This window comes from uncultured Polaribacter sp. (genome assembly GCF_947500975.1).
Classification (GTDB): Bacteria; Bacteroidota; Bacteroidia; order Flavobacteriales; family Flavobacteriaceae; genus Polaribacter.
The window spans coordinates 57,022-81,062 of the sequence record NZ_CANMUE010000001.1; the positions used below are offsets into that span (position 1 = coordinate 57,022).

18 protein-coding genes are annotated in these 24,041 nt (G+C 27.1%); 4 read left to right on the forward strand and 14 right to left on the reverse strand.

Annotation, left to right across the window (positions count from 1 at the left end; all coding sequences use genetic code 11):
* Positions 1-24 precede the first annotated feature (24 nt).
* A complete protein-coding gene (guaB, locus tag Q0733_RS00235; protein WP_298777527.1) occupies positions 25-1,500 on the reverse strand; it encodes an IMP dehydrogenase in 1,476 nt (491 codons plus the stop codon).
* Between the two features lie 145 nt (positions 1,501-1,645).
* Between guaB and Q0733_RS00240 the strand changes: the two genes are divergently transcribed.
* Entirely contained in the window at positions 1,646-2,761 is a 1,116-nt protein-coding gene (locus Q0733_RS00240; RefSeq protein ID WP_298777529.1) for a ParA family protein, read from the forward strand.
* 100 nt (positions 2,762-2,861) lie between these two features.
* On the opposite strand, the gene Q0733_RS00245 is transcribed toward Q0733_RS00240, so the two are convergent.
* From Q0733_RS00245 to pheT, 7 genes are all read right to left on the reverse strand, one after another.
* Positions 2,862-5,288 carry a TonB-dependent receptor gene (locus Q0733_RS00245; protein ID WP_298777531.1) on the reverse strand — a complete coding sequence of 809 codons (2,427 nt, stop codon included), beginning with the start codon at positions 5,286-5,288 and terminating at the stop codon, positions 2,862-2,864.
* Between the two features lies 1 nt (position 5,289).
* Positions 5,290-6,675, reverse strand: a complete 1,386-nt coding sequence (locus tag Q0733_RS00250) for an HTTM domain-containing protein (protein WP_298777533.1) — start codon at positions 6,673-6,675, stop codon at positions 5,290-5,292.
* A 74-nt stretch (positions 6,676-6,749) separates the two neighbouring features.
* Positions 6,750-7,853 carry an imelysin family protein gene (locus Q0733_RS00255; RefSeq protein WP_298777537.1) on the reverse strand — a complete coding sequence of 368 codons (1,104 nt, stop codon included), beginning with the start codon at positions 7,851-7,853 and terminating at the stop codon, positions 6,750-6,752.
* An 81-nt stretch (positions 7,854-7,934) separates the two neighbouring features.
* Positions 7,935-9,125 carry a DUF4856 domain-containing protein gene (locus Q0733_RS00260; RefSeq protein ID WP_298777539.1) on the reverse strand — a complete coding sequence of 397 codons (1,191 nt, stop codon included), beginning with the start codon at positions 9,123-9,125 and terminating at the stop codon, positions 7,935-7,937.
* Between the two features lie 115 nt (positions 9,126-9,240).
* A complete protein-coding gene (locus Q0733_RS00265) occupies positions 9,241-9,855 on the reverse strand; it encodes a LysE family translocator (RefSeq protein ID WP_298777541.1) in 615 nt (204 codons plus the stop codon).
* A gap of 83 nt (positions 9,856-9,938) precedes the next feature.
* Positions 9,939-10,982, reverse strand: a complete 1,044-nt coding sequence (locus tag Q0733_RS00270; protein ID WP_298777542.1) for a quinone-dependent dihydroorotate dehydrogenase — start codon at positions 10,980-10,982, stop codon at positions 9,939-9,941.
* A gap of 119 nt (positions 10,983-11,101) precedes the next feature.
* Entirely contained in the window at positions 11,102-13,528 is a 2,427-nt protein-coding gene (pheT, locus tag Q0733_RS00275; protein WP_298777545.1) for a phenylalanine--tRNA ligase subunit beta, read from the reverse strand.
* 484 nt (positions 13,529-14,012) lie between these two features.
* Here pheT and Q0733_RS00280 point away from each other — a divergent pair, with 484 nt between their 5' ends.
* Together Q0733_RS00280 and Q0733_RS00285 are read left to right on the forward strand one after the other, a co-directional pair.
* Complete coding sequence (locus Q0733_RS00280; RefSeq protein WP_298777547.1) at positions 14,013-14,894, forward strand: peroxiredoxin; 882 nt, start codon at positions 14,013-14,015, stop codon at positions 14,892-14,894.
* Positions 14,895-14,926: 32 nt separating this feature from the next.
* Positions 14,927-16,930, forward strand: coding sequence for an LTA synthase family protein (locus Q0733_RS00285; protein ID WP_298777549.1), 2,004 nt, complete (start codon positions 14,927-14,929; stop codon positions 16,928-16,930).
* On the opposite strand, the gene Q0733_RS00290 is transcribed toward Q0733_RS00285, so the two are convergent.
* From Q0733_RS00290 to Q0733_RS00310, 5 genes are read right to left on the reverse strand one after another with little or no spacing between them, the layout of a single operon-like run.
* Positions 16,919-17,479: a phosphatase PAP2 family protein gene (locus Q0733_RS00290; protein WP_298777551.1), complete on the reverse strand. Its 561-nt coding sequence runs from the start codon at positions 17,477-17,479 to the stop codon at positions 16,919-16,921. The genes Q0733_RS00285 and Q0733_RS00290 overlap by 12 nt on opposite strands.
* 1 nt (position 17,480) lies before the next feature.
* Complete coding sequence (locus tag Q0733_RS00295; protein WP_298777553.1) at positions 17,481-18,641, reverse strand: peptidylprolyl isomerase; 1,161 nt, start codon at positions 18,639-18,641, stop codon at positions 17,481-17,483.
* The gene (locus Q0733_RS00300) at positions 18,642-19,370 is read right to left on the reverse strand and encodes an FKBP-type peptidyl-prolyl cis-trans isomerase (RefSeq protein ID WP_298777555.1); all 729 of its coding nucleotides are present in this window, start codon (positions 19,368-19,370) and stop codon (positions 18,642-18,644) included.
* An 8-nt stretch (positions 19,371-19,378) separates the two neighbouring features.
* The gene (gene gldI / locus Q0733_RS00305; RefSeq protein ID WP_298777557.1) at positions 19,379-19,909 is read right to left on the reverse strand and encodes a gliding motility-associated peptidyl-prolyl isomerase GldI; all 531 of its coding nucleotides are present in this window, start codon (positions 19,907-19,909) and stop codon (positions 19,379-19,381) included.
* Positions 19,902-20,927, reverse strand: a complete 1,026-nt coding sequence (locus tag Q0733_RS00310) for a bifunctional oligoribonuclease/PAP phosphatase NrnA (protein ID WP_298777560.1) — start codon at positions 20,925-20,927, stop codon at positions 19,902-19,904. Before Q0733_RS00310 ends, gldI begins: the two co-directional genes overlap by 8 nt.
* A gap of 121 nt (positions 20,928-21,048) precedes the next feature.
* Here Q0733_RS00310 and Q0733_RS00315 point away from each other — a divergent pair, with 121 nt between their 5' ends.
* A complete protein-coding gene (locus tag Q0733_RS00315) occupies positions 21,049-21,468 on the forward strand; it encodes a nucleoside-diphosphate kinase (protein ID WP_298777562.1) in 420 nt (139 codons plus the stop codon).
* Between the two features lie 110 nt (positions 21,469-21,578).
* Here the strand turns inward: Q0733_RS00315 and Q0733_RS00320 are convergent, their stop codons facing one another.
* Positions 21,579-24,023 carry a M1 family metallopeptidase gene (locus Q0733_RS00320; protein WP_298777563.1) on the reverse strand — a complete coding sequence of 815 codons (2,445 nt, stop codon included), beginning with the start codon at positions 24,021-24,023 and terminating at the stop codon, positions 21,579-21,581.
* Between the last annotated feature and the right edge of the window lie 18 nt (positions 24,024-24,041).

Genomic DNA, 24,041 nt, shown 5'->3' on the forward strand with positions numbered 1-24,041 from the left:
ATTATGTTTTTTATATTTAAAAACTTACCTTCTACTATAATTTGGTGCCTCTTTAGTTATTGCTACATCATGAGGGTGGCTTTCATTTATTCCGCTTGCGGTAATTCTTATAAATTTACCAGACTCTTTTAAAGTTGCAATATCTTTAGCTCCACAATATCCCATTCCAGCACGTAAACCTCCAATAAATTGATGAATACTTTCAAATAATTCACCTTTGTAAGGTACACGACCCACTATTCCTTCAGGAACTAATTTTTTAATATCATCTTCTACATCCTGAAAGTATCTATCTTTTGAGCCTTGTTTCATCGCTTCCACAGACCCCATTCCTCTATAAGATTTAAATTTTCTTCCTTCGTAAATAATAGTTTCACCAGGACTTTCTTTTGTGCCAGCTAATAAAGAACCTAACATTACAGTATCTGCCCCAGCAGCAATTGCCTTAGGAATATCACCAGTATAACGTATTCCTCCATCAGCAATTACAGGAACACCACTATCTTTTATAGCTTCTGCTACCTCTAAGACTGCAGAAAATTGTGGAAAACCAACACCAGCTACAACTCTTGTAGTACAAATTGATCCTGGACCAATTCCAACTTTAATAGCATCAGCACCAGCTTCAACTAAAAATCTTGCTGCTTCTGGTGTTGCTATGTTTCCAACAACAACATCTAATTGTGGAAATTTATTTTTTACACTTTTTAATACTTTTACAACGCCAGCAGTATGACCATGAGCTGTATCAATAATTACTGCATCTACTCCTGCATCTACTAAAGCTTTTGCCCTATCTACAGCATCTGGAGTAACGCCTAACGCAGCTGCAACTCTTAAACGTCCAAAAGAATCTTTATTAGCAATTGGTTTTTGCGTTACTTTAGTGATGTCTCTAAATGTAATTAATCCTTTTAATTTATAATTTTCATCAACAATTAAAAGTTTTTCTATTTTATGATTCTGAAGAATTTTTTCCGCATCTTTTAAAGAGGTACCAACTGATGCTGTAATTAAGTTTTCACTTGTCATTACTTCTACAATGGGTCTACTATTATTGTGTTCAAAACGTAAATCTCTATTGGTTACAATACCTTTTAAAATCCCTTCTTCATCAACAATAGGAATTCCTCCAATACTATACTCTTTCATATGCTGTTTTGCATCTAAAACAACAGCTGTTAGAGGTAAAGTTACTGGATCTAAAATCATACCACTTTCAGCACGTTTTACTCTTCTTACTTCTTGAGCTTGTTGCTCAATTGTCATATTTTTATGTAAAACACCAATTCCACCTTCTCTAGCCATAGCAATTGCCAAAGCAGATTCAGTTACTGTATCCATAGCAGCAGAGACTATTGGAACGTTAATTGTAATATTTTTTGTAAATTTTGTTTGGATACTTACTTCTCTTGGAAGTACTTCAGAATAGGCTGGTACTAAAAGTACATCATCATAAGTTAAACCTTCTCCTAAAATTTTATTTTCGTGTGCTGTCATGTGCAATTAAAGTATAATTGCGTACAAATTTACAATAAATTAATGACTGTTTTTATAAAATAGAAGTTATTTCTTTTCTTTAATGATTATATTTGTTGAATACTCCCTAATATTAATAACCTAAAAAAACAAGCTTTCAAAATCAATGAGTAAGGTAATTTCTATTTGTAATCAAAAAGGTGGTGTTGGTAAAACTACAACGTGTGTAAACTTAGCTGCTGGATTAGGTATTTTAGAAAAAAAAGTATTAGTTATTGACACTGATCCACAAGCAAATGCATCTATTTCTTTTGGATTTGATGCCGTAAAATTAAACAATCCTTCTTTACAGTTTATGGATTTTTCTACGGTCATAAAAAATAATTTTATTAAAACTAATAGCCCAAATGTAGATCTATTACCCTATTTTGAAGACTTAGATTTTTTTAAAGAATACAATAAAACTTCAAGATTTAAAAAAGCTTTAAAATCAATTGATGGTTTATATGATTATATTATTATAGATAGCGCTGCGTTTTTTAAAACTAAAAATTTAGATATAATTTCTAGTTCTAATTCTGTTATTATACCGGTACAATGTGGTTATTATGCTTTAGAAGGATTACATCAATTTTTAAATACCCTTCATTATATTCAAAAAAACTTAAACCCCAAAATAGAGCTTGAAGGCTTTTTATTAACCATGTTTGATAATAGAAATAAGTTATCAAAACAAGTGGTAAATTATATGGAAACTAATTTTAAAGACTTTGTTTTTACAACAAAAATCTATAGAAATTCAAAAATAACGCAAGCTCCAGGATATGGAAAGAGTATTATAGAGCACGATATTGATAGTATTGGCGCAAAAAACTATTTAGACCTTGCCGCTGAAATAATAAAAAAAGGAAACAATATTGCTAAAGATGAAGAAGACATTAAAATACCTTTATTAGATGATAATATTTCTAATAACGACATTTTTAATATATCCTCTAAAATAAAAAGTGATAATTCTGTTGCTGAAAAACTTATAAATATTCAGAACCATAAACAGAATATTAGAACAATTAATCACTCTGATTTTAAAAATTTGATTGGATTACATAAACATGAAATAAAAAATAATTTTCAACTAAACGATAATAATGTTGAAAGTGATATTTGGGTTTTAAAATTTGATTCTAATTCAAAAAATATCTTTAGAAAAAAATATTTACTCATATATTTTAATAAAAGTATTGTAGTACAATTTAAAACAAAAAGATTTCGTTTTATTTAAATTGATGAAAACTTTTTATTTTTTCATTTAGATTTTTTTTCAAAAAATTAGTAAGCATTATTAGTTTTATTCAAACCAATCTGTTTTAATTCAACAATCATTAAATTTTAAACTCTAAAGTAACATAATAATTTCTTGGTGCTGAAGGAATAATACCTGGGCCAGGGTAACCAGTTGCTCTTCTTGTAAAATAAGTATTGTCTAACAAATTATTAATACCTGTTTCTAGTTTCATAAACTTATATTTATAAGATGCAGACATATCTAAAATACTATAAGAAGGTATTAAACCTCTTACTGCACTGGCTTCGTCTGAAATTATTGTGTTGTTAGCGTCATTAAATTGTTCTGATAAATAACTATATTGTAAACTCATCATAAAATTTTGTACGCCAAAACTTACACCTGTTTTAATATTTACATCAGGTACAAACTCAACTTTATTACCTACAATTCCATTTTCTTTAGCTTCTGTATATTCTGAGTTTATAAAAGATGAATTTAAAAACAGATTAAAACTATAATTGTTATTCATCTTAAATATTTTTTTAAGATTAAAATCTATTAAAGATTCAATACCTAAAATTCTTGCTTTACCAACATTTGTTCTTAATAAACCTACATTATTTACTGGCGGAATAGTTGTAAAAATATCACCAATTCTATTGTTATAAAATAAAGAAAATACATTTACATCATAAGAAATTAAATTCTTGTAATTCCCTCTTAAACCAATATCAGATGTAAAACCTTTTTCATCTTCTAAATCAGTATCAACAGCATTTGCAGGGTTTACAATATTCACATCAGAAAAAGTTATTGATCTATAATTTTGAGAAATATTTGCATAAAACTCTAATGATTTTGCTTTTTTATAACTAAAACCAATACCCAACAACCCTAAAGAACGTTCTTTTGTAATTTTGTCTGATTCCTCTGTTGAACCAATAGGATTACCTGCACCATCAAAATTAACTTGCTTTTTTATTCCATTACTACCTGTATTAATATACTCGAAACGAAAACCAGGGGTTATTGAAAATTTATCATTTATATAAAAAATATTTTCACCAAAAAGAGCAACGTTTTCATTTGGGTTATTAAAATCTGATTGATATTGATAATTTGGAAACTGCTCTATTGCAGATGTAAAATTAGCATCGCTGCCATCAGTTCCTGGTCCTTGAAAAGAACTATTATCTGCTTTATAATACTTAGCTCCAATTAAATAAGTTGCTTTTTTATTAAATACAGTATAATTATTTACAAAACGAGTTTCAAATCCGAAATTATTAAAATCACCAATAATTAATTCTCTGTCTCCAAAATCATCTGGAGTTGCAACTCTTGAATCTCTAAATCCAACCGCTTTTCTAGAAGCATTTAATCCGAAGAAATTAAAGCTAAACTTTTTGTTTTCAGTAAAATCATAATTATATTTTAAATTATACAACAACCAATCTACTTTAAACCAATTACGTGTTCTGTTACTCTGAAAAGGATCTTCTGCAAACATATTATCTGTTAAACCACCAGCTTGCTGTGCTAAGTAATCTAAATAAGAAATTTCTAAAGCAACATTACTTTTTGTGTTTATTTTATAACCTAAATGCAAAAAGGCATTTTTAGAATCGAAGTTAGAATTGGGTCTAAACCCATCTCCTTTTTTGTAATTAAAATAAGCATAATAACTCAACTTATTTTTAGTGCCACTTATGCTTGTAAAATTGGTATATAAACCAAAACTCCCCAAAGTATTTCTTGTAATAATCTCTAACTCTTTGTTTTTATTTGGCTTTTTCATTACAAAATTGATTAAACCACCAAATTGAGTTCCATATTGTAAAGAAGCCGCGCCTCTAATTACCTGAATCTCTTGTAAACCTTCTGAAGCCGGAGTGTAATAACTTTCTGGATATCCTAAAACATCAGCACTAATATCGTAACTATTTTGACGTGTATTAAAATTTGCTGTTCTGTTTGGATCTAAACCCCTACCGCCAATATTTAACTGTAAACCAGCATCATCATTCTCAAAAATATTTAATCCAGCAATTTGATTGTAAATTTGTCTTGCATTATTACTTGCTAAATTTGCTGTAGATTGATTTACCAAAATAACTTCTGTTTTTTTACCGGCATAAATTGAAGTACCTACAACATCTTTTAATCGTTTTAATTCAAAAACCTTTTTTTTGTTGGCTTTAATTTCAATTTCTGACAATTCTTGTGACAAAATCTCTAAAACAACAGATAAACTAGCATACTCATTTTCAGCAATCGTAATGTTTTTTACATTATAATTATCTAAATAAAAAAGTAATGATAAGGTTTCTTTATCCGTAGAAAAACTAAATTTACCATTAACATTTGTTTGGGCTAATAAACCTCCATTTTCGTTATAAATCTGTACATTTTTCAAATATTTTTCATCTTGATTAACAACTGAACCAGATACTTTTTTTTGACTAAAAACTATAAAACTAGTTAAGAAAATTAGAACTGTAATTATTTTTTTAAATATCATTTTAAATACCTTTTATTTTAATTTTTGATGAAAATGGAACAATCCAATCTTTATGTTTAAAACTTTCTTTTTCTTTATATAAATCTACTTTTGGATCTATAAAAACCCTACTCATTCTTCCATTTAAAGCTACATAACTATCTACAAAAACTTGTACATTTTTATGACCTTGATTTGTAAAATGATCGCCCAAATAATGAGCGTATTCTAAAATAAAATCAGGTTGAAAACTCATTTGTTTTTCTTGATATAATGATAAAAAGTCTGAATTATCAACATAAAAAAAAGTTTTTGTTTTTGCATCTACTATTTTAAAATTAGCATAACCTGCTTTTTCCATTAACATTACTCTCCAAGAAAAACGATATCCTTCTTCTGTCCAAAATAATTCTCCTGGATATAAAATATTTCTAAACGGTAACGTAACTTGAATCAGTAAAAATAAACCTAATATTGGATAAATGAACAGTTTTTTAGCTTTTGAAAAAGTATAATTATCAATTAAATTAAGTTTTTTAATTTTAACAGGTAAGGAAAGCTTATTTATTATTTGAGTTAGTTTATTTATAATTTTTTGATGAAAATTGCCTTCAAAAAATATTAATGTAGAAATAATCATAATAAAAGGAAACATACCTATTGGAAATAAAACTCTTGTAAAAACATGAAAAAACACCACTAAAATAAAAGCAAAAGTTCTTGTTCTTTTATATAATAATAATAAAGGTATAAATAAATCATACAACACTCCCCCATAACTCATTGCAAAATGAAACCAATCTTGTTGCATAAAACTATTGCCAATCAAAGGTAAATCGTATTTAGATGGCAACCATATTTTTAATGGCATAGCTCTAAACAACCAATCTGAATTTAATTTAGCTAAGCCTGCATAAAAATATACAATACCTAAAAGTAATTTTATACTATCAATTGTCCATTTTGGAATGTTTTTAAAGGCTGTTTTTCTTTTTAAGGAATCTAAAGAATAATAAGCATTTGCTGGTAAAAATATCATTAAAAAACTTAAAACACTTATAAAATAATAGTGATTTAAATAGGTAGTTTTATCCATCAATTCGATATAAGTAAATGATAGAAAAAAAGTAATAATTGCAATTCTATATTTATAACCTATTGCAACAAAAAATGCTGATAATGCACAAATTACAAATAGTAAATAAGTGTAACTTCCTAAAGGTTTTACCCAATTAAATCCAAAATAAGAAAAGTGATAGTTAGGTTCTAAATAGAGTGTTTCAATCCATCCATTTATCCAAAACCTTACTATACTTGCAAACATCATTAAACCAAAAAACAAACGAAAAACAACTAGTGGAGCTGCCTTTGTTTGTGTATTTAAGTAATGTTCAATATTTTTAATCATTCTAAAAAAACGAAAAGTTATTCCTAGTAATTAAGAATAACTTTTAGTTAAAATTTTATCTTTAAATTCTGTTGTTAATCTCCATCATTATCAACAAAAATAATACTAATATTTAATGCAGAAGCCATATCTACTTTTAGAAAAACAACAACCTTTTGTAATTCATCATAAGCCAACGTCATTTGAGTATAATCAGTATTTACTTGCTCAAAAAAGTTAGCATTTAAACTTTCTATTTTAGTTTCTGCCGCACTTAATTGATTTGTAATGCTAGTTACTAAATCTTGTCTATCTAAAGCTTGTAAATATTGTTGAAAACTAGAACCTGTTGTTGTAGATCGTTTATATTTCCCTACAAAAAGGTTTTTAAAAGATTCTAAAGCCTCTAAAGCTAATTCTTTAGAGATATCTTTTTTATAAAAAGCTTCCACTTTTTCTGGTAAAGTTGTTGAAGACCAAACACCAGCAGGAATACCAAATTTATTTGCTCTTATGTTTTTTTCGTAAAATTCTATATAATCATTCAAGAATTTATTTAAAGCACTGGTTGCTGTATTTGCTGTACTTACTACAAATTCATCTCTATAAGTAGCTGTCCAATCATTTAAAACCTGAGTTGTTAAATTACTCATTTGGTTTAAAACATTAATAATATAATCCTTATAACCTGCTGCATTTATATCAGTTGTGTATTTTAATAATATATCGTCATCAGAATCTGCAACACCATACAATAAGTAATCTAAAGCAGGGAAACCTTGCGCATCTTGATAGTTTACATTATCTAAATCGTAACTACCATTAGAAATATTAGTTTCTACATCTGTAACAGATAGAGGGTAAATGTTCATATAAAATTTATACTGCAATTCTTCAGCTTTACCAATGTTAAACATTTCTATATTCTGATACTCTTTATAAGCTGCTAACCAAGAAGTTCTTAAAGCCTCTAAATTTGATTGATTAGGTGTAGCAACAAAAGTATCTCCAGCTGCTTTTAAATTAACCATATCAGAATTAAAGTCTTCTAAAGAAGGAATAATAACATTATCGGCAATATGCGTTAACATTATACCTCTATCAAAATTATCTGTTACTTCTGGTTCATTTTCTGTTGATGAACTACAGGCATAAATAATTGTAATTAGTAAAGTAAGAATTGTTATTTTTTTGAACATTTTATTTCTATTTATTCTAAATAAAGAAACAAAAGTAGTAAAATGTGTAAAAAAATTACACATTTTACTACTTTTAATTTATTAATTAGCTGCTTCTTCTAATGTAAAATTAAATTTAGCTGCAATAGTTGTAGAAATTTCATCTAATGTATCATCAGTTAAATCCCAAAAACCATTACCTGCTAATAAAGTATTTATAAAAGCATCTACTTCTGATTTCGTAAAATATGGTAAGTCAGAATTTGGTTGTCTTGTAAATTGTAAACTATATACAAAACCTAAACCTTCTGATAAATCATGGAATGCTGATGCATTGTCTGTACCTAAAGTAGATTTAGCTTGTTGTAAATAATAGACTGCTCTAATACCAATAATTTCAGATATCTTTTCTTTTAAAATTTCTGCTTGTGCATCTCTTGTTGTATAATCTTTAGCTACAATTGCAGCTCTACCCAATTTAAATGCATCATAAATATCAGAAGCAATACCAGAAAAATCAGAATCTCCTTCAACTCTACTTAAATATTTATTTAAAAATGAATCAGTATTTAATGCAGGTGCAGTAACATCCGCTTCATTACCATATAAATAACCAAAAGCTTCATCCCATTTATGCTCCATAGTTGTATAAGTTTTATCAGTAACAACTGTATCACTATCATTATCTGCAACATTAGTACCTGCATCTAAAACTGCTGTACTTAAATAATTGTTTAAAATTTGGTCTACCATTAAAGCACCGATTAAACTTTTATTTATCATTTGGTTTAACTCTAAACCTTGTGCTGTTACATATCTATCAGAACCACCACCAGCTTCTTGAATAACACCTGCAACACCAGAGCTTGCATTTACACTCCAGTTAGGGAAAACATCATTAACCTGAGCAGCAATCCAAGTATCAAACTGAGCTTTAATTTCAGTAGCATCTGTTGTATTTGCAGCATAAAAATCTGTTGAAGCTGCTGTTTTACTTCTTAAATTTTTAGAAGAAGCATTTAAATCTGCATCAGTAAAATCGCTATCTCCTTCTGCATGAGCAAACTTAGCATTTAAAGTGGCAATTGTTTCTGTTGTAACTTTTAAAGCTGATACAAACTCAGCTCCCATTTGAATTCGGGTAGTTTGACCGTTAAAATCTACTGTAGAAACTCCGTCTCTTTCAAATGCATATGTTGCTGGAGCCTCTGTTATTATTATTGGTGTTTCATTATTACTACAAGAAAATAATAGTGTTGAAACTGTTGCTAATGATAAAATTATTTTTTTCATTCTTATTTAGATTAACTTAAAATAGTGTTTTTATTTTTTGCAAATATACAACTCAGAATCAATAAAACAATTTTTATTTAGATTTATTATAGATAGTTAACGAGGTAGATAAGATTTATATCAAAATAAAGACTGCAATCATCAGAAAAACAATTATTTGCAACCATTTTAAATAAAAATCAATTTTTTTATTTTTTTTAATTCTTTTTGAAATTGTACCTGCTAAAACTGCTATAGAACTAAAAATAATAAAAGAAATAAGTATAAAAAGTGAGCCTAAAATATAAAACTGAATTACTGTAGAAAGCTCATCTGAAAATAAAAACTGAGGAAAAAATGCTAAAAAAAAGATAGTTACTTTTGGATTTAAAACATTCATAATAAATCCTTGTTTAAATAATTGTAATGTAGTTTTCTTATTTACTTTCTCGGTAGAAAAAACAATTACATCATCACTTTTATATATTTTATAGGCTAAAAATAACAAGTAAATGGCTCCAAATAGTTTTATTATAAAAAATAAGGATTCACTTTCTTTAATAATTACTGAAACCCCAAAAGCTACTAAAGTAGTGTGGATAATGCAACCTGACATCAAACCCAAAACCGTTGCTAATCCAAACTTTCTGCCATTTACAATACTTTGTGTAAGTACAAAAATGTTATCTGGTCCTGGAGAACAAGCCAAGATCGATGTTGCTATAATAAATGAGAGTAAGGTTTCTATCATTATAAAAAATAAATGACATTAATTACGCAGATTACACTTAAATGATATGGTTTAAAAAAGTGTTTTTCTTTATTTTATTTGTGCTAATTATTGAAATTAGTTTCTAAAATAGCTTTATTAATTCTTTTAACCAAACTAGGACCTTCATAAATAAAACCAGTATAAATTTGTACTAAATCTGCACCAGCTTTAATTTTTTCTAAAGCATCTGCTTCAGAATGAATACCTCCTACTCCAATAATAGGAAATGATTTATTGGATTTATCTGCTAAATATTGAATTACTTTTGTGCTCTGGTTTTTAATTGGCTGACCACTTACACCCCCATTACCAATTTCCTCCAATCGTTTTTTAGATGCTTTTAAATTACTTCTAGTTGTTGAAGTATTAGAAGCAATTACACCATCTATATTGGTTTCTGCAACTAATTCTATAATTTCATCTAACTGAACATTATTTAAATCTGGAGCAATTTTTAATAAAATTGGTTTTTGTTTTTCGAATTCATCATTTAATTTTTGACAAGCAGAAATCAACTCAATTAAATAATCTTTATCATTTAATTTTGCATGACTACCTACATTTGGACAACTAACATTTAATACAAAATAATCTACATAAGCATGTAATCCTTTAAAACACTCTTCGTAATCTGCTGTATAATTTTCAGGTGATGTTTGCGTATTTTTACCAATATTACCGCCAATAATAACATTGCCTTTGTTCTTTTTTAATTGTTGAATTGCAATCTCTAAACCCTCATTATTAAATCCCATTCTATTAATGATTCCTTTATCATCTTTTAAACGAAATAATCTTTTCTTCGGATTACCAACTTGACCTTTTGGAGTTACAGTACCAATCTCTATAAACCCGAAACCAAAGTTTGCTAATTCGTTATATAAAACTGCATTTTTATCGAAACCAGCTGCTAAACCAACAGGATTTTTAAATGTTAAACCAAATAAATTACGCTCTAACTTTTTATCATTTACTTGGTAAATACTTCTAAAAAGGCTCGAAAATAATGGGATTTTACATAAAAATTTCACTAATGAAAAAGTAAAATAATGAATTTTCTCTGGATCAAAAAGAAAAAAAATTGGTCTTATAATTAGTTTATACATAATCTTTTATCATTCCTGCATACGCAAGAATCCATTTAGTTAGTTCTTTGATTTTATGAGATTCTTGTTTTACAGGAATCAGTACTTTTCAAAAAAAGCCCCATAAAGGAGCTTTAAATTTATCTTAATACAGCATCTAAATTTTTCTCAAAACTTTGCTGTAATTTTTGCATTATTTTATCTATCTGCTTGTCTTCTAATGTCTTTTTTTCATCTTGTAAAACAAAACTTACTGCATACGATTTTTTACCTTTTGGTAATTTATCGCCTTCATAAACATCAAACAAATCAACTTCTTTTAATAACTTTCTTTCAGATTGAAAAGCTAAATTATACAATTCTTTAAATTCAGTTTTACTATCAATTAATAAAGCTAAATCTCTTTTAACTGCAGGAAATTTAAGTAATTCTGCCACTTTTATATTCTTCTTGTTAGAAAATTTTAAAATGTTATCCCAATTAAAATCTGCAAATAAAACCTCTTGTTTAATTCCAAACTCTTTTAAAATGACACGTTTTACAACTCCAAATTCAACTAATTTAATTTTACCTAATCCTAAAGAAATTCCTTCAGAAAAAATATCATTTTTAACAGGAGAATTTTTTGCATTATCAATTCCTAATCTGCTTAATATTGATGTAATAATTCCTTTTAAATAAAAGAAATCAGAAACTGCTGAATTTACATTCCAAGAGCCTTTAGTTCTATTTCCTGTAACAAAAAGTGTAAGATGTTTATCCTCTTGATACTTGTTATTATATTTATGATATGTTTTACCAAACTCATAAAATTTTAATGAATTATTTTTTCTGTTTAAATTATAAGAAATAGATTCTAATCCACTAAACAACAATGATTGACGGAGCACCCCTAAATCATTACTTAAAGGATTTAACATTGCTACATTTGCTTCTTCGTTTATATTTTCTGTTAACTTAACGTAGTCTGCTTTAGTTAAAGAGTTTGCCATTGTTTCATTAAAACCAAGTGCACTTAATTGGTTTGCAACAATGTTTTCAACCTTCGTTTCTTTATTAGAATCGAATGAAATTGAGGTGTTTAATTTATGAGAAAACTTAATGTTATTATAGCCATAAACTCTTAAAATTTCTTCAATAATATCTGCCTCTCGTTGTACATCTGTTCTGTAAGATGGTATTGTTAAACCTAAACCACCTTCTGTTTCGCTGTTAATTTTAATCTCTAAAGAAGCTAAAATGTTTTTTATGGTGTCTTTTGGAATTTCTTGTCCAATTAACCTATAAACATTATCATAAGATAAAAACACTTGAAAATCTTCTATTTTTATAGGATAAAAATCAGAAACATCCGAAGCTAATTTACCGCCCGCATATTCTTCTATCAACAAAGCCGCTCTTTTCAAAGCATACTCAGTCATATTAATATCTATTCCTCTTTCAAAACGGAAAGAAGCATCTGTATTTAGGGCATGTCTTTTTGCCGTTTTTCTAACAGAAACAGGGTTAAAATAAGCACTTTCTAAAAATATTGATGTAGTATTTTCTGTTACACCAGAGTTAATTCCTCCAAAAACACCGCCAATACAAAGTGGAGTTTTATCTGCATCACATATCATTACATCATCAGCAGAAAGCGTTCTTTCTACATCGTCTAATGTTGTAAATTTTGTTCCTTCTTTTAAAGTTGTGACAATAATTTTATTTCCTTTTATTTTTTGGGCATCAAAGGCGTGCAATGGCTGTCCAAGTTCGTGCAATACATAATTTGTAATATCTACAATATTATTTTTAGGCGTAATTCCTATCGATTTTAAACGATTTTGAATCCATTCTGGAGAATCTTTTACAGTAATATCTGTAATTGCTATACCACAATAACGAGGCACTAAGTCTTTATTATCAACTTCTACATCAAAACGTAACGTTCTTTCATCAACATGAAAATCACTTACTGAAGGTGATATTAATTCTTTATTAATATCTTTTTGAATTAAACCAGCTCTTAAATCTCTTGCAACACCAAAATGACTCATGGCATCAGACCTGTTTGGAGTTAAACCAATTTCAAAAACATAATCTGTTTCAATTTTAAAAACTTGTGCTGCTGGTGTACCCGTTTTTAATTCTTTATCTAAAACAAGAATTCCTTCATGACCTTTACCCAAACCTAATTCATCTTCGGCACAAATCATTCCATGACTTTCTTCTCCTCTAATTTTTCCTTTCTTAATTTTAAAACCCTCTCCTTTATCGTCATACAATACAGTACCAATAGTAGCTACAGGTACTTTTTGACCAACATCTACATTAGGAGCGCCACAAACAATTTGTACTGGTTTTCCATCACCTAAATCTACAGTAGTAACTTTTAATTTATCTGCATTGGGGTGTTTAACACAAGTTAAAACTTCACCTACAACAATACCTTTTAAGCTTCCTTTTAAAGATTCTTTGGTTTCGATTCCTTCAACTTCTAAACCTAAATCAGTTAATAACTCACCAGTTTTGATAGGTTCCCAATCAATCTGTAAAAATTGTTTTAACCAATTGTATGATATTTTCATATTTCTTTCTTCAAATTTCAGTGGCAAATTTAACCATTTTTAGCCTTTTTATTAAACATATTTATCACTATTTATTAATTATTAATGTTATTTGAAAATTGTAAATTTGATCTTTATTGAATTTTAAAATTATGCGTTACTATATTTTATTTTTTTATTTTTTTCTTTTTTTGCTTTTGCTTCTTGTAATCAAAAAAGTAATGAAACTTTAAAAATAGGGACTTACAGAGCTGTTTTACAAATTAAAGACAATCAACAATTACCTTTTATTTTTGAAGTTAAAAACGATTCTTTATTAACTATTTTTAATGCTGATGAAATTATTATAGTTGATGAAATAACTTATAAAAATGATTCCGTTAGAATACAGACTCCTGTTTTTGAAGGATATATAATTGCAAAAATAGAAAACGAAATTTTAAAAGGTAGTTTTATAAAACCTAGTTTAAATAGAGTTGTACCCTTTGAAGCAACAAAAAATGATGTGGGTCGTTTTACTTCTAAAAAAGAGGCATTTGTAAATATTACAGGAAGTTGGCAAACTATTTTTAATCAAAAAAAAGAAACTGAAAAGTATATTGCAAAAGGAATTTTTAAACAAACCAATAATAAAGTAACTGGAACATTTAGAACTACTACTGGAGATTATAGATATTTAGAAGGAATTGTAGATGGAGATTCTTTAAAGCTATCAACTTTTGATGGTGCTCATGCTTTTTTATTTACCGCAAAAGTTAATGATTCTATTATGAATGGTTTTTTTTATTCTGGAAATCACTGGAAAGAACCATTTACTGCAACATTAAATAATAGTTATGAATTACCTAATGAAAATAATTTAACTTATATAAAAAAAGGTTATGAAAGTTTTGATTTCTCTTTTCCCGATACAAGAGGTAGAATTTTTTCTTTAAGTGATCCCGAATTTGAAAATAAAATAATCATACTTCAAATTATGGGAACCTGGTGTCCAAATTGTTTAGATGAAAGTAAATTTTTAGTAAATTATTTGAAGGATAATCCTAATAAGAATATTCAAATTATTTCTTTGGCTTTTGAAGTAGCAAAAACAAGAAAAATTGCTTACCAAAGAATTAATCGTTTAAAAGAAAGACTTAAAATTAACTACCCTGTTTTATTAGCACAATTTGGAAATTTAGCAGATAAAAAATTAGCTCAAAAAAAATTACCCATGTTAAATCATATACTTTCTTACCCAACAACAATTTTTATAGATAATAAAGGTAAAGTAAGAAAAATTCATACCGGTTTTAATGGCCCTGCTACTGGTAAAAAATATGAAGATTTTAAAATTGATTTTGAAAACTTTATAAATTTATTGATTTCTGAAAATGAAGAACTTTAAAATTAAATATCTTTGTATCTTTAAAGAAGAAAATGTTGACTAAAATACCAAATTACATTAAATATATTTTTAGCAATTTTTTATTGTTATTTTTATTTACAGCCATTTTTAGAATAATTTTTTTTCAGTTTTTTGTTCATTTAGAAAATGCTACATCATTAGAAATTAGAAAAGCTTTTTTATTAGGTTTACGTTTTGATATTAAATTAGCTGCTATTACTATTTTTCCTTTAGCTATTTTAGTTTTAATTGTAAATCGTAGTTTTTTTAAATACTTGTTTTACAAAAAATTTGCAAATATATACTTAGTTTTAGCTTATTTGACACTTACTATATTTTATTTAATAGATTTTGGATATTATGATTATTTATCAATTAGATTAGATGCTGCCTCTCTTCGATTTTTAGAAGATTTAAAAATTTCATCACAAGTTTTATTAGAAAGTTATCCTTTTTTCAAAGGCTTTTTAGGGGGTTTATTACTTTGTTTTTTGATTTTTAAAATGTCTTCTTTTTTATATAAATCTTTTAAAAATCATACTTTATATTTTTCAATAAAATTAAAAGCTTTTTATTTTATTACAACTTTTTTGCTTTTAGCATTTAGTATTTTTAATAGTTTTACACATTATCCTTTAATATGGAGTGAAGCTTTTTTTTCTAAAAACAATCAAGTAAATCAATTTGCTTTAAACCCTATTTTATATTTTTTTGACAGTTTTGAATTTAGAACAGAAGGTGTAAATATGGATGAGTTCAAAAAATATTACACAATAATTGCAAATGAACTAAACTTACCCAAAGACTCTATTTCTTTTGAACGAAAAGTTGTTTTTAATGATACTTTAAAAAGTAAACCTAATGTTGTTTTTGTAATGTTAGAATCTGTTGGCGTTAAACCTTTAAGTTATTATGGCAATCCAATTAATAGCTCTCCTAAAATTGATTCTTTAATTAAAAATAGTTTAAGTTTTAGTAATTTTTATGTACACAAATCTGGAACTGCTGCTAGTGTTTTTGCTAGCGTAATTGGATTACCTGACATAGATGATGTAAATACAGCTTCTAGAAACCCTATGATTATAGATCAACGTATTTTATTTGATCAATTTAAGGGTTATGAAAAATTATATTTTTTAGGAGGAAGTGCAAATTGGGCAAATATTAGAGGTATTTTTCAAGCTAATATTAAAGATTTAAAAATTTTTGAAGAAGGAAGTTATAATACTGAAAATAGAGCTGATGTTTGGGGTATTGATGATTACGAATTATTTAAAGAGTCTGACAAAGAATTACAAAAGTTGCATCAACAAAACATTCCTTTTGTAGCTTATATTCAAACAGCTACTAATCATATGCCTTTTACTGTTCCTAAAAAAAAGGAAAGCTTTACTCCTCTTTCTGAAAATGATATTTCTAAATCTCTTTTAAATGAAGCCGGTTTTAAATCTGTTGCTCAATTAAATGCATTACGATATTTAGATTTTAATGTTGGGCGCTTTTTAGAAAGAGCAAAAAAATCTGGTTATTATGAAAATACTGTTTTTGTATTTTTTGGTGATCATAATACAGCAATGAACAGAACTAAACTATTTACAAAAGAACATGATTTAAATATACAATTACAACATGTCCCATTATTAATTCATGCCCCAAAAATTACACAGTCAATGGTGGTTTCTAAAAACGGAAAATTAATTGATTTATTTCCTACTGTTATGAGTCTCTTAAAAATTAACCATACAAATTATACCCTAGGAAGTAATTTATTAGATACAATAAGTAACAAAAAAACTTCTTCTTTTGTGTATTTAAAAATTAATGGAGAGCCTGCAGTTGGTTTATTACAAGATAGTTTGTATTATTCTAAAACAAACATTACCCAAACAAGATCTTTATATAATTTAAAAGATGATAAAATGGAAGATTTAAAAGATAAATACCCTCTAAAATCTGCAGAAATGGATAGTCTTTTATCAGCTTATTATCACGCAACAAAGTATTTGTATTTCAATAATAAGAAGCTAAACAAATAGTTTTTTATCAATTTTCATAATAAATTTATTATAAATAAATGCAAGTGTTATTCCTGTTAAAATTCCAACAGAAATATCTATAGGAAAATGAACTCCCAAGTATAATCTACTGTACGAAAAAATTAATGGAAATATCATTAAGAAAATTGTATTCTTATATTTATTTCTTAATAAAAGTATTGTAAATACTGAGAAAAATGTAGATGTTGTTGCATGACCAGAAATAAAGCTGAAACTTTGTGGACTTTTTAAAGTTCGTAATAAATGAAGAATTTCTGGGTCATTATTAGGTCTTAATCTAGCAAAATAATCTTTAATAAAGTTTACAAACTGATCAGAAAATGCAACTAAAAAAATCATTGATATTATAAAAAAACCACCACGTTTCCAACCAGAAGATTTAATAGTTAGGTAAAAAATAAAAATGAACAATGGACTCCAATAAAATTGGTTAGTTATTACCAACCAAAATGAATCCCATTGTTCACTTCCTAAATTATTTAAAAAAACAAGTAATTCCTTGTCTTTTTGTATGATTGAATCGAACAAATTAATCAGATATTTTTAATATTTCTACTTCAAAAACTAAATCAGATTTTGCAGGGAAAGGCCCAAATTTTGCTTCACCAAAACCAATATAGTAAGGTATAAACAAACGAACTTTTTCTCCTTCTCTTAAATTCTTAACACCTTCTTTAAAACCAGTAATCATTGGTTTTTCTGCATCATTTAATTGAAATACAAAAGGTGCCCCACCATTATCTAAAGTAGATTGAATTTTATTTCCATCTGCAGTATATAATGTAAAGTGAGATTGAATTGGCTTATTATCTACTACTTTTTTACCTTTTGAATTTTCTTTTAACATTAAAACACCTAAACCAGAATCTTTTTTGATTGCTTTAGGTTCATCCATTTTAATTAAAAACTCTTCTTTATCTTTTAGGTATTTAGCATATCTAACTTTTTCTTCTTGTTTTTCTTTAATCTCTCTTTCTTTAGCCGTTAAAGAAAATTTAGTAAACTCTTCATCAAAAACTTCACCTGAATTAAAATTATTGGCTTTTGATCCAAATTTTAAGATTTTAATGGTTTTAATTGTATCACCTTGAGTGATTCTATTTACCACATCCATTCTTAGTGAATCTATAGCTTTTGTTAATTTTAAAGAATCTTTATAAATTGTTTTTAAATTTTTTAATTCTTCAGAGTTTATAGTCGTTTTTCCAAAAACAGAGTGTTTACCATTTAAATGAGGTATTGCTCTATGCGTTATAAAAAACTGACTACTATTTGTAAAAGGACCACCGTTTGCCATTGAAAGCACACCATGATTATCGTGTTTATATTTTAAACCTCCGTCTTTATCTTTTGTAAATTCATCACCAAAAACATAACCTATATTTTTCTTACCTTCTGGTGTAAATCCTCCACCTTGAATAACAAAATCATTAACAACTCTATGAAAAATAATTCCTTCAAAAAAGTTTTTACCTTTTAATGAATCAATAATTTTATTGTTTGTTCCTTCAGCTAAAGAAGCAAAATTAGCTACTGTCATTGGTACATCTTCAAAATATAATTCTAAAAAAATGTCTCCTTTATTAGTTTCTATTTCTGCATACAAACCATCTTTTAATTTTTTGTATTTAGCGGGTCTACAACTTGTTATTAATAAAACAGCAAGTAAAATATAGGTTACTTTTTTCATCTATTTAGTTAAAATTTCTAACAACTCAACTTCAAATATTAATGTAGAAAAAGGCTTGATTAATTCACCTCTCTGTTGTACGCCATAAGCTATTTCTTGAGGAATAAAAAATCTATATTTAGAACCTGGTTTTAACAATAATAATCCTTCATTAAACCCTGGAATAAAAGCATTTGCTAAAGATTCAAATGGTTTTTTTCTATCAACAGAACTATCAAATACTTCACCATCAATTGTAGTTCCATGATAATGTATTTTAACTTTACTAGTAGCTAAAGGGTGTTCTCCCTTACCTTCTTTTAAAACTTTATATTGTAAACCGCTTTCTGTTGTTATAACCCCTTCAGCTGTTTTATTAATTGCTAAAAAATCAATTCCTGCTTTTTTTACATCAGCAAATTTTATTTCTGCTTCTTTTGCTGATTTTTCTTGAGCAATTTTTCTTTTTTCTGCTTGTTGTTTTTGAAAAAACTTTCTTAAAAAACTATTTAACTCTTTTTGTTCTATCAGCAAGTTTGTAGAATCTATTCCATTTTTATAACCTTGTATAAACAAATCTTTATTTGCTTCTTCAAAATTTGCTTTAACCTTAATTGCCATGTCCATTCCTAAAGCATAACTTGCAGAATCTAATTCTGTTTCTAGAGATTTAACATCTGCTTTTTGGTTTCCACAAGAAAACATTGTTGTTGCTATAACAACTACTACTGCACTTTTTAAAACTTTCATTATTTAATTTATTTAATATTTATTAATGTTACTGTACTCTTTATTGATTGGTTTACACCTATTTTATTGCCATCTCCAGTAATACCAAAAGCACTGTATGATGGAATAACAAATGTAAGGGTTTCTCCTATTTTCATCAACTTTATTCCTTTTTGTAAACCAGAAATAAAATCTTCTTTATCAATTTTATATTTTTTAACGCCTAACTCTTCTTTACTATATATTATCAAATCATTTAAATCGGTAATATTGTAAGACAAAGTTACTTCATTTTCTTGTTTTGGTGTAGGTAAATCTTCTTCTATTTTTTTAATATATGTATACCAAAAACCGTTTGAAGATTGAAAATATGTTTTCGTAGAATCTTTCTTTATAAGTGCTAAAATTTTAGCATCTTCAACTTTATTTAACAACTTATTCTCTTTAATTGTCTCTTTAAAAATAGTTGTAGATTTTTTTGGATTAATTGGTTTTCTAGGAGTAACTTTAGAACAACTTATAAAAATTAAAATAACAAAAAACACTATTTTATTATTCATAAGAAACTTCTAATTCAGATTTATATTTAGATAATAAGCTTGTAAATTTTGTAACCGTTTCATCCATATTAACATCAGATTTTCCTCCAGCTGCATTATCGTGACCACCTCCTTCAAAATGATTTCTTGAAAATTGATTTACAGAAAATTTTCCTTTTGATCTAAATGAAATTTTAATTATACCCTGCTCTTCATCTTCAATAAAAATGGCCGCAAAAATGATATCTTTTAAAGAAAGCGCATAATTTACAACACCATCTGTATCTCCTTTTTGAAAGTTATGTTGTTGTTTTTCTTGATCTGTTAAGGTTATAAAAGCAGTTTTATATTCAGGCAGAATTTGTAAATTACTTAATGCTTGCCCCAACAACAACAATCTTCCATAAGAATTTGAATCAAATACGTTGTTATGAATTTTATCATTTTGAGCTCCTTTATCAATTAAATCGGCAATAATTCTATGAGTTAAACTTGTTGTAGATCTAAAACGAAAAGACCCAGTATCTGTCATAATACCTGTATATAAACAAGTTGCAATATCTGTATCAATTAAATCTAAATCATTATTCATTTCTATAAATTGATACACCATTTGACAAGTAGAACAAATATTGGTATCAGAATACATATAAGTAACATCATCTGGCTGTTGATGATGATCTATCATAACAAAATCATTTGAATAATTTTCTAATGTTTTTTGCATGTCATGCCCTACTCTATGTAAAGCATTAAAATCTAAAAGAAAAATAATATCTGATTTACTTATTGCTTTTTTTGATTGATTGTTTTGCCAATCAAATCGATAAGTAGTATCTGAACCAGGTAACCAATGCAAAAAATCTGGATATTCATTAGGTACAACTACTGTACATTTGTGCCCTTTTTTATCTAAATAGTGTTTTAAAGCTAAAGTTGACCCCATAGCATCACCATCTGGATTTCTATGTCCAATAATAACAATACTTTTAGGTTTTTCTAAAAACCTTTTTAACTCTTCAATTCCTTTTAAAATCATAGATGGCGAATATACAATTTAATTAAAAAAATTATGTAATTTCGCGCCAAATTTGTGACATGCTTTTATTCGTAAAAGTTGTTTATAAAATTTAATATTAAAATTTAAAATCAAATATAAGATGGCAACAAATAGAACATTTACAATGCTTAAACCAGATGCTGTAGAAAACGGACATACTGGTGCAATATTAGAAAAAATAAATGCTGCAGGATTTAGAATTGTAGCTTTAAAGAAAACTCAAATGACAAAAGCTGATGCTGAAACTTTTTATGCTGTGCATAATGAGCGCCCATTTTTTGGTGAGTTAGTAGAGTTTATGACACGTGGACCTATTGTTGCTGCAATTTTAGAAAAAGACAATGCAGTTGATGATTTTAGAACTTTAATTGGTGCTACAAATCCTGCTGATGCAGCAGAAGGTACTATTAGAAAATTGTATGCAACTTCTATGGGAGAGAATGCTGTACATGGTTCTGATTCTGATGAAAATGCTCAAATTGAAGGAAATTTTCATTTTGCTGGAAGAGAGCAATTTTAAGACAAAAAAACAAGGGTTAAGAAAAGCTCTAACTCAATATTATCAAAAAGCTCACAACAATTGTTGTGAGCTTTTTGATTACTAAATTAAATTTTTATTTATTATAAAAGCTACAATAGTTTAGCCATTGAAGTTTTTATCAATTCTACATGTAAATTTCTTTTAGCTGTATTTGCTTTTTCTTGATCTTCTACCATTTTACGCATTAAATTTATAACTACTTTATCAAAATTAAACTGCTTAAACTGCTTTCCTTTTACAATCATGTCTTCTAAAACATTTTTAATTGCATCTGTATCATCACTTTTAGATATTTGTTTAAATGCTTTTTGATAAATTCTTTTAGTACTATCATCTCCCGTTAAAAACATACCTGATAATACCGTTTTTGCTATAAAAGGAAACTCACTTTTATCATTTTCTTCAATAAAAATTCTTGTTAATGGTGTTGCTAAAATTTTACGAACTTCATCTGGTAAGGCTTTAGATTTTGTTATGGCTGCTTGTTTATCAACATAATATAAAGAGATAAGCCCTTTGCCTAAAACAGAATAAGATTTACTTTCTAATGCTTTTGTAAAAACAGGTATTAATTCAGGGTCTGTTAATTTACCCAAAGTATTTATAGCTGCTGCTTGTACTAGTGTCTCTTTATCGTAATTAGCCATTCTCATAATTTTTTCTATAGCTGATTTTTTAGCAAACTTATTAATTAAATCTATTTTTTCTAAAGCAAGAATTCTAATTTTAAAAGCTTTATCTCCTAAGGCTCCTACAAGTGTATTAAACGCATTTTTATCGTCTTGTTTTTTTGCTACTTCTAGCAATGCTTCCCTTCTATGTTTATAATTATCTGCATTTTTTAATTGAAAAATATAATCACTTAAAACTTTATTTTCTTCAATCTTACAAATTAAAACACCATCTGCATTTACCTGAATTAAATTAGGTTGTTTTGTATACTCAAATGTAAAAGAGGCATCTCTAGCTTCAACAAAAACAGTATGCCTTTTACGTTTATTATTTTCAAAAATATCTATTGTAAAAGGAAATTTAAATTCGTTAGCTTGTAATTGAACAATGTTTATAGTTACCGTTTTTCTTAATGTGTTATAATCATAGGAAATTTCTAAATTTGGATGCCCATTATTAAAATACCATTGATTAAAAAACCAGTTTAAATCTTTTCCTGTTATTTTTTCAAAAGTTAAACGTAGTTGGTGTACTTCTACAGATTGGTATTTATAATCATTCAAATAAGTTTTTAATCCTAAGAAAAAAGCTTCATCACCTAAATAATTTCGCAACATATGTAAAATTGCTCCTCCTTTATTATAGCTAACCAAATCGAACATATCTTCTTTGTCTGCATAATCAAAACGAACTAGTTTTTTGTCTTCGCTTTGTCCATCTAAATAAGCTTTTACTTGTTCGTACAAATGCATTTCAGAATCTATTTTTCCATATTTATGCTCTCTCCATAAATACTCTCCATAATTGGCAAAAGATTCATTTAAAGTTAAATTAGACCAACTTTCCGTTGTTACATAATCTCCAAACCAATGATGAAAAATTTCATGCGCAATTGTATTTTCCCATATATTTTGATCTATTAATTGCCCTGGTTTTTGATAAGCATTTTCTGCATGAATTACTGCAGTTGTGTTTTCCATAGCGCCAGAAACATAATCTCTACCTACAATTTGATGGTATTTATTCCAAGGATATTCAACACCTAATTTATCACTATAAAAACCTAACATTTCTGGTGTTAATCCAAAAATATCTTTTGCATAGGGTGCAAACTCTTTTTCTACATAATAATTTACAGGAATATTTTTATAAGAATCTTTAATAATTTCATATTCGCCAATTCCCATAAAAAATAAATATGGAGCATGTTTTTGATTCATTTTCCAATAATCTGTTCTATTGTTTCCTTTTTGAGTTTGACTTATTAATTCGCCATTAGAAAGTGTTACAAATTTATTAGGAACAGTTATATAAATTTCTTGTGTTGTTTTTTGATTTGGAGCATCAATTGTAGGAAACCAACAACTACTTGCCTCTGTTTCTCCTTGTGTCCAAATTTGTGTAGGTTTGTTTTTATCAGAACCATCAGCATTTATAAAATACAATCCTTTTGCATCTGTAATTGCTTTACTTCCATTTTGATATACTTTTTCTGGTTGAGCAGTATATTTTATATAGAGTGTAAATTCTTCGTTTTTTTGATATGATTTTGGTAAATCAATAATTAAAAACAATTTATCTTTATAAGTATATTTTAGATCAACATTATTCATAGAAACTGAATGAATCAACATTGCTTTTGCATCTAAAGTAATAGAATTTGTACTATAAAAATATGGTGTTGCCGTTACCCAAGCTTCGCCATTCATAGTTTTATTATCAAAGTTAAAATCTACTTTTAATTTTGTATGAATTAAATTATGTGTTTTTTCTTTTTCTGGGCGATAAATAGTTGTGTTTTGTGCTAATCCAATTATTGTAAAAAACAATAAAAAAGTAAATAAACTTTTTTGAAACTTCATATTCATATTTTTCTAAAC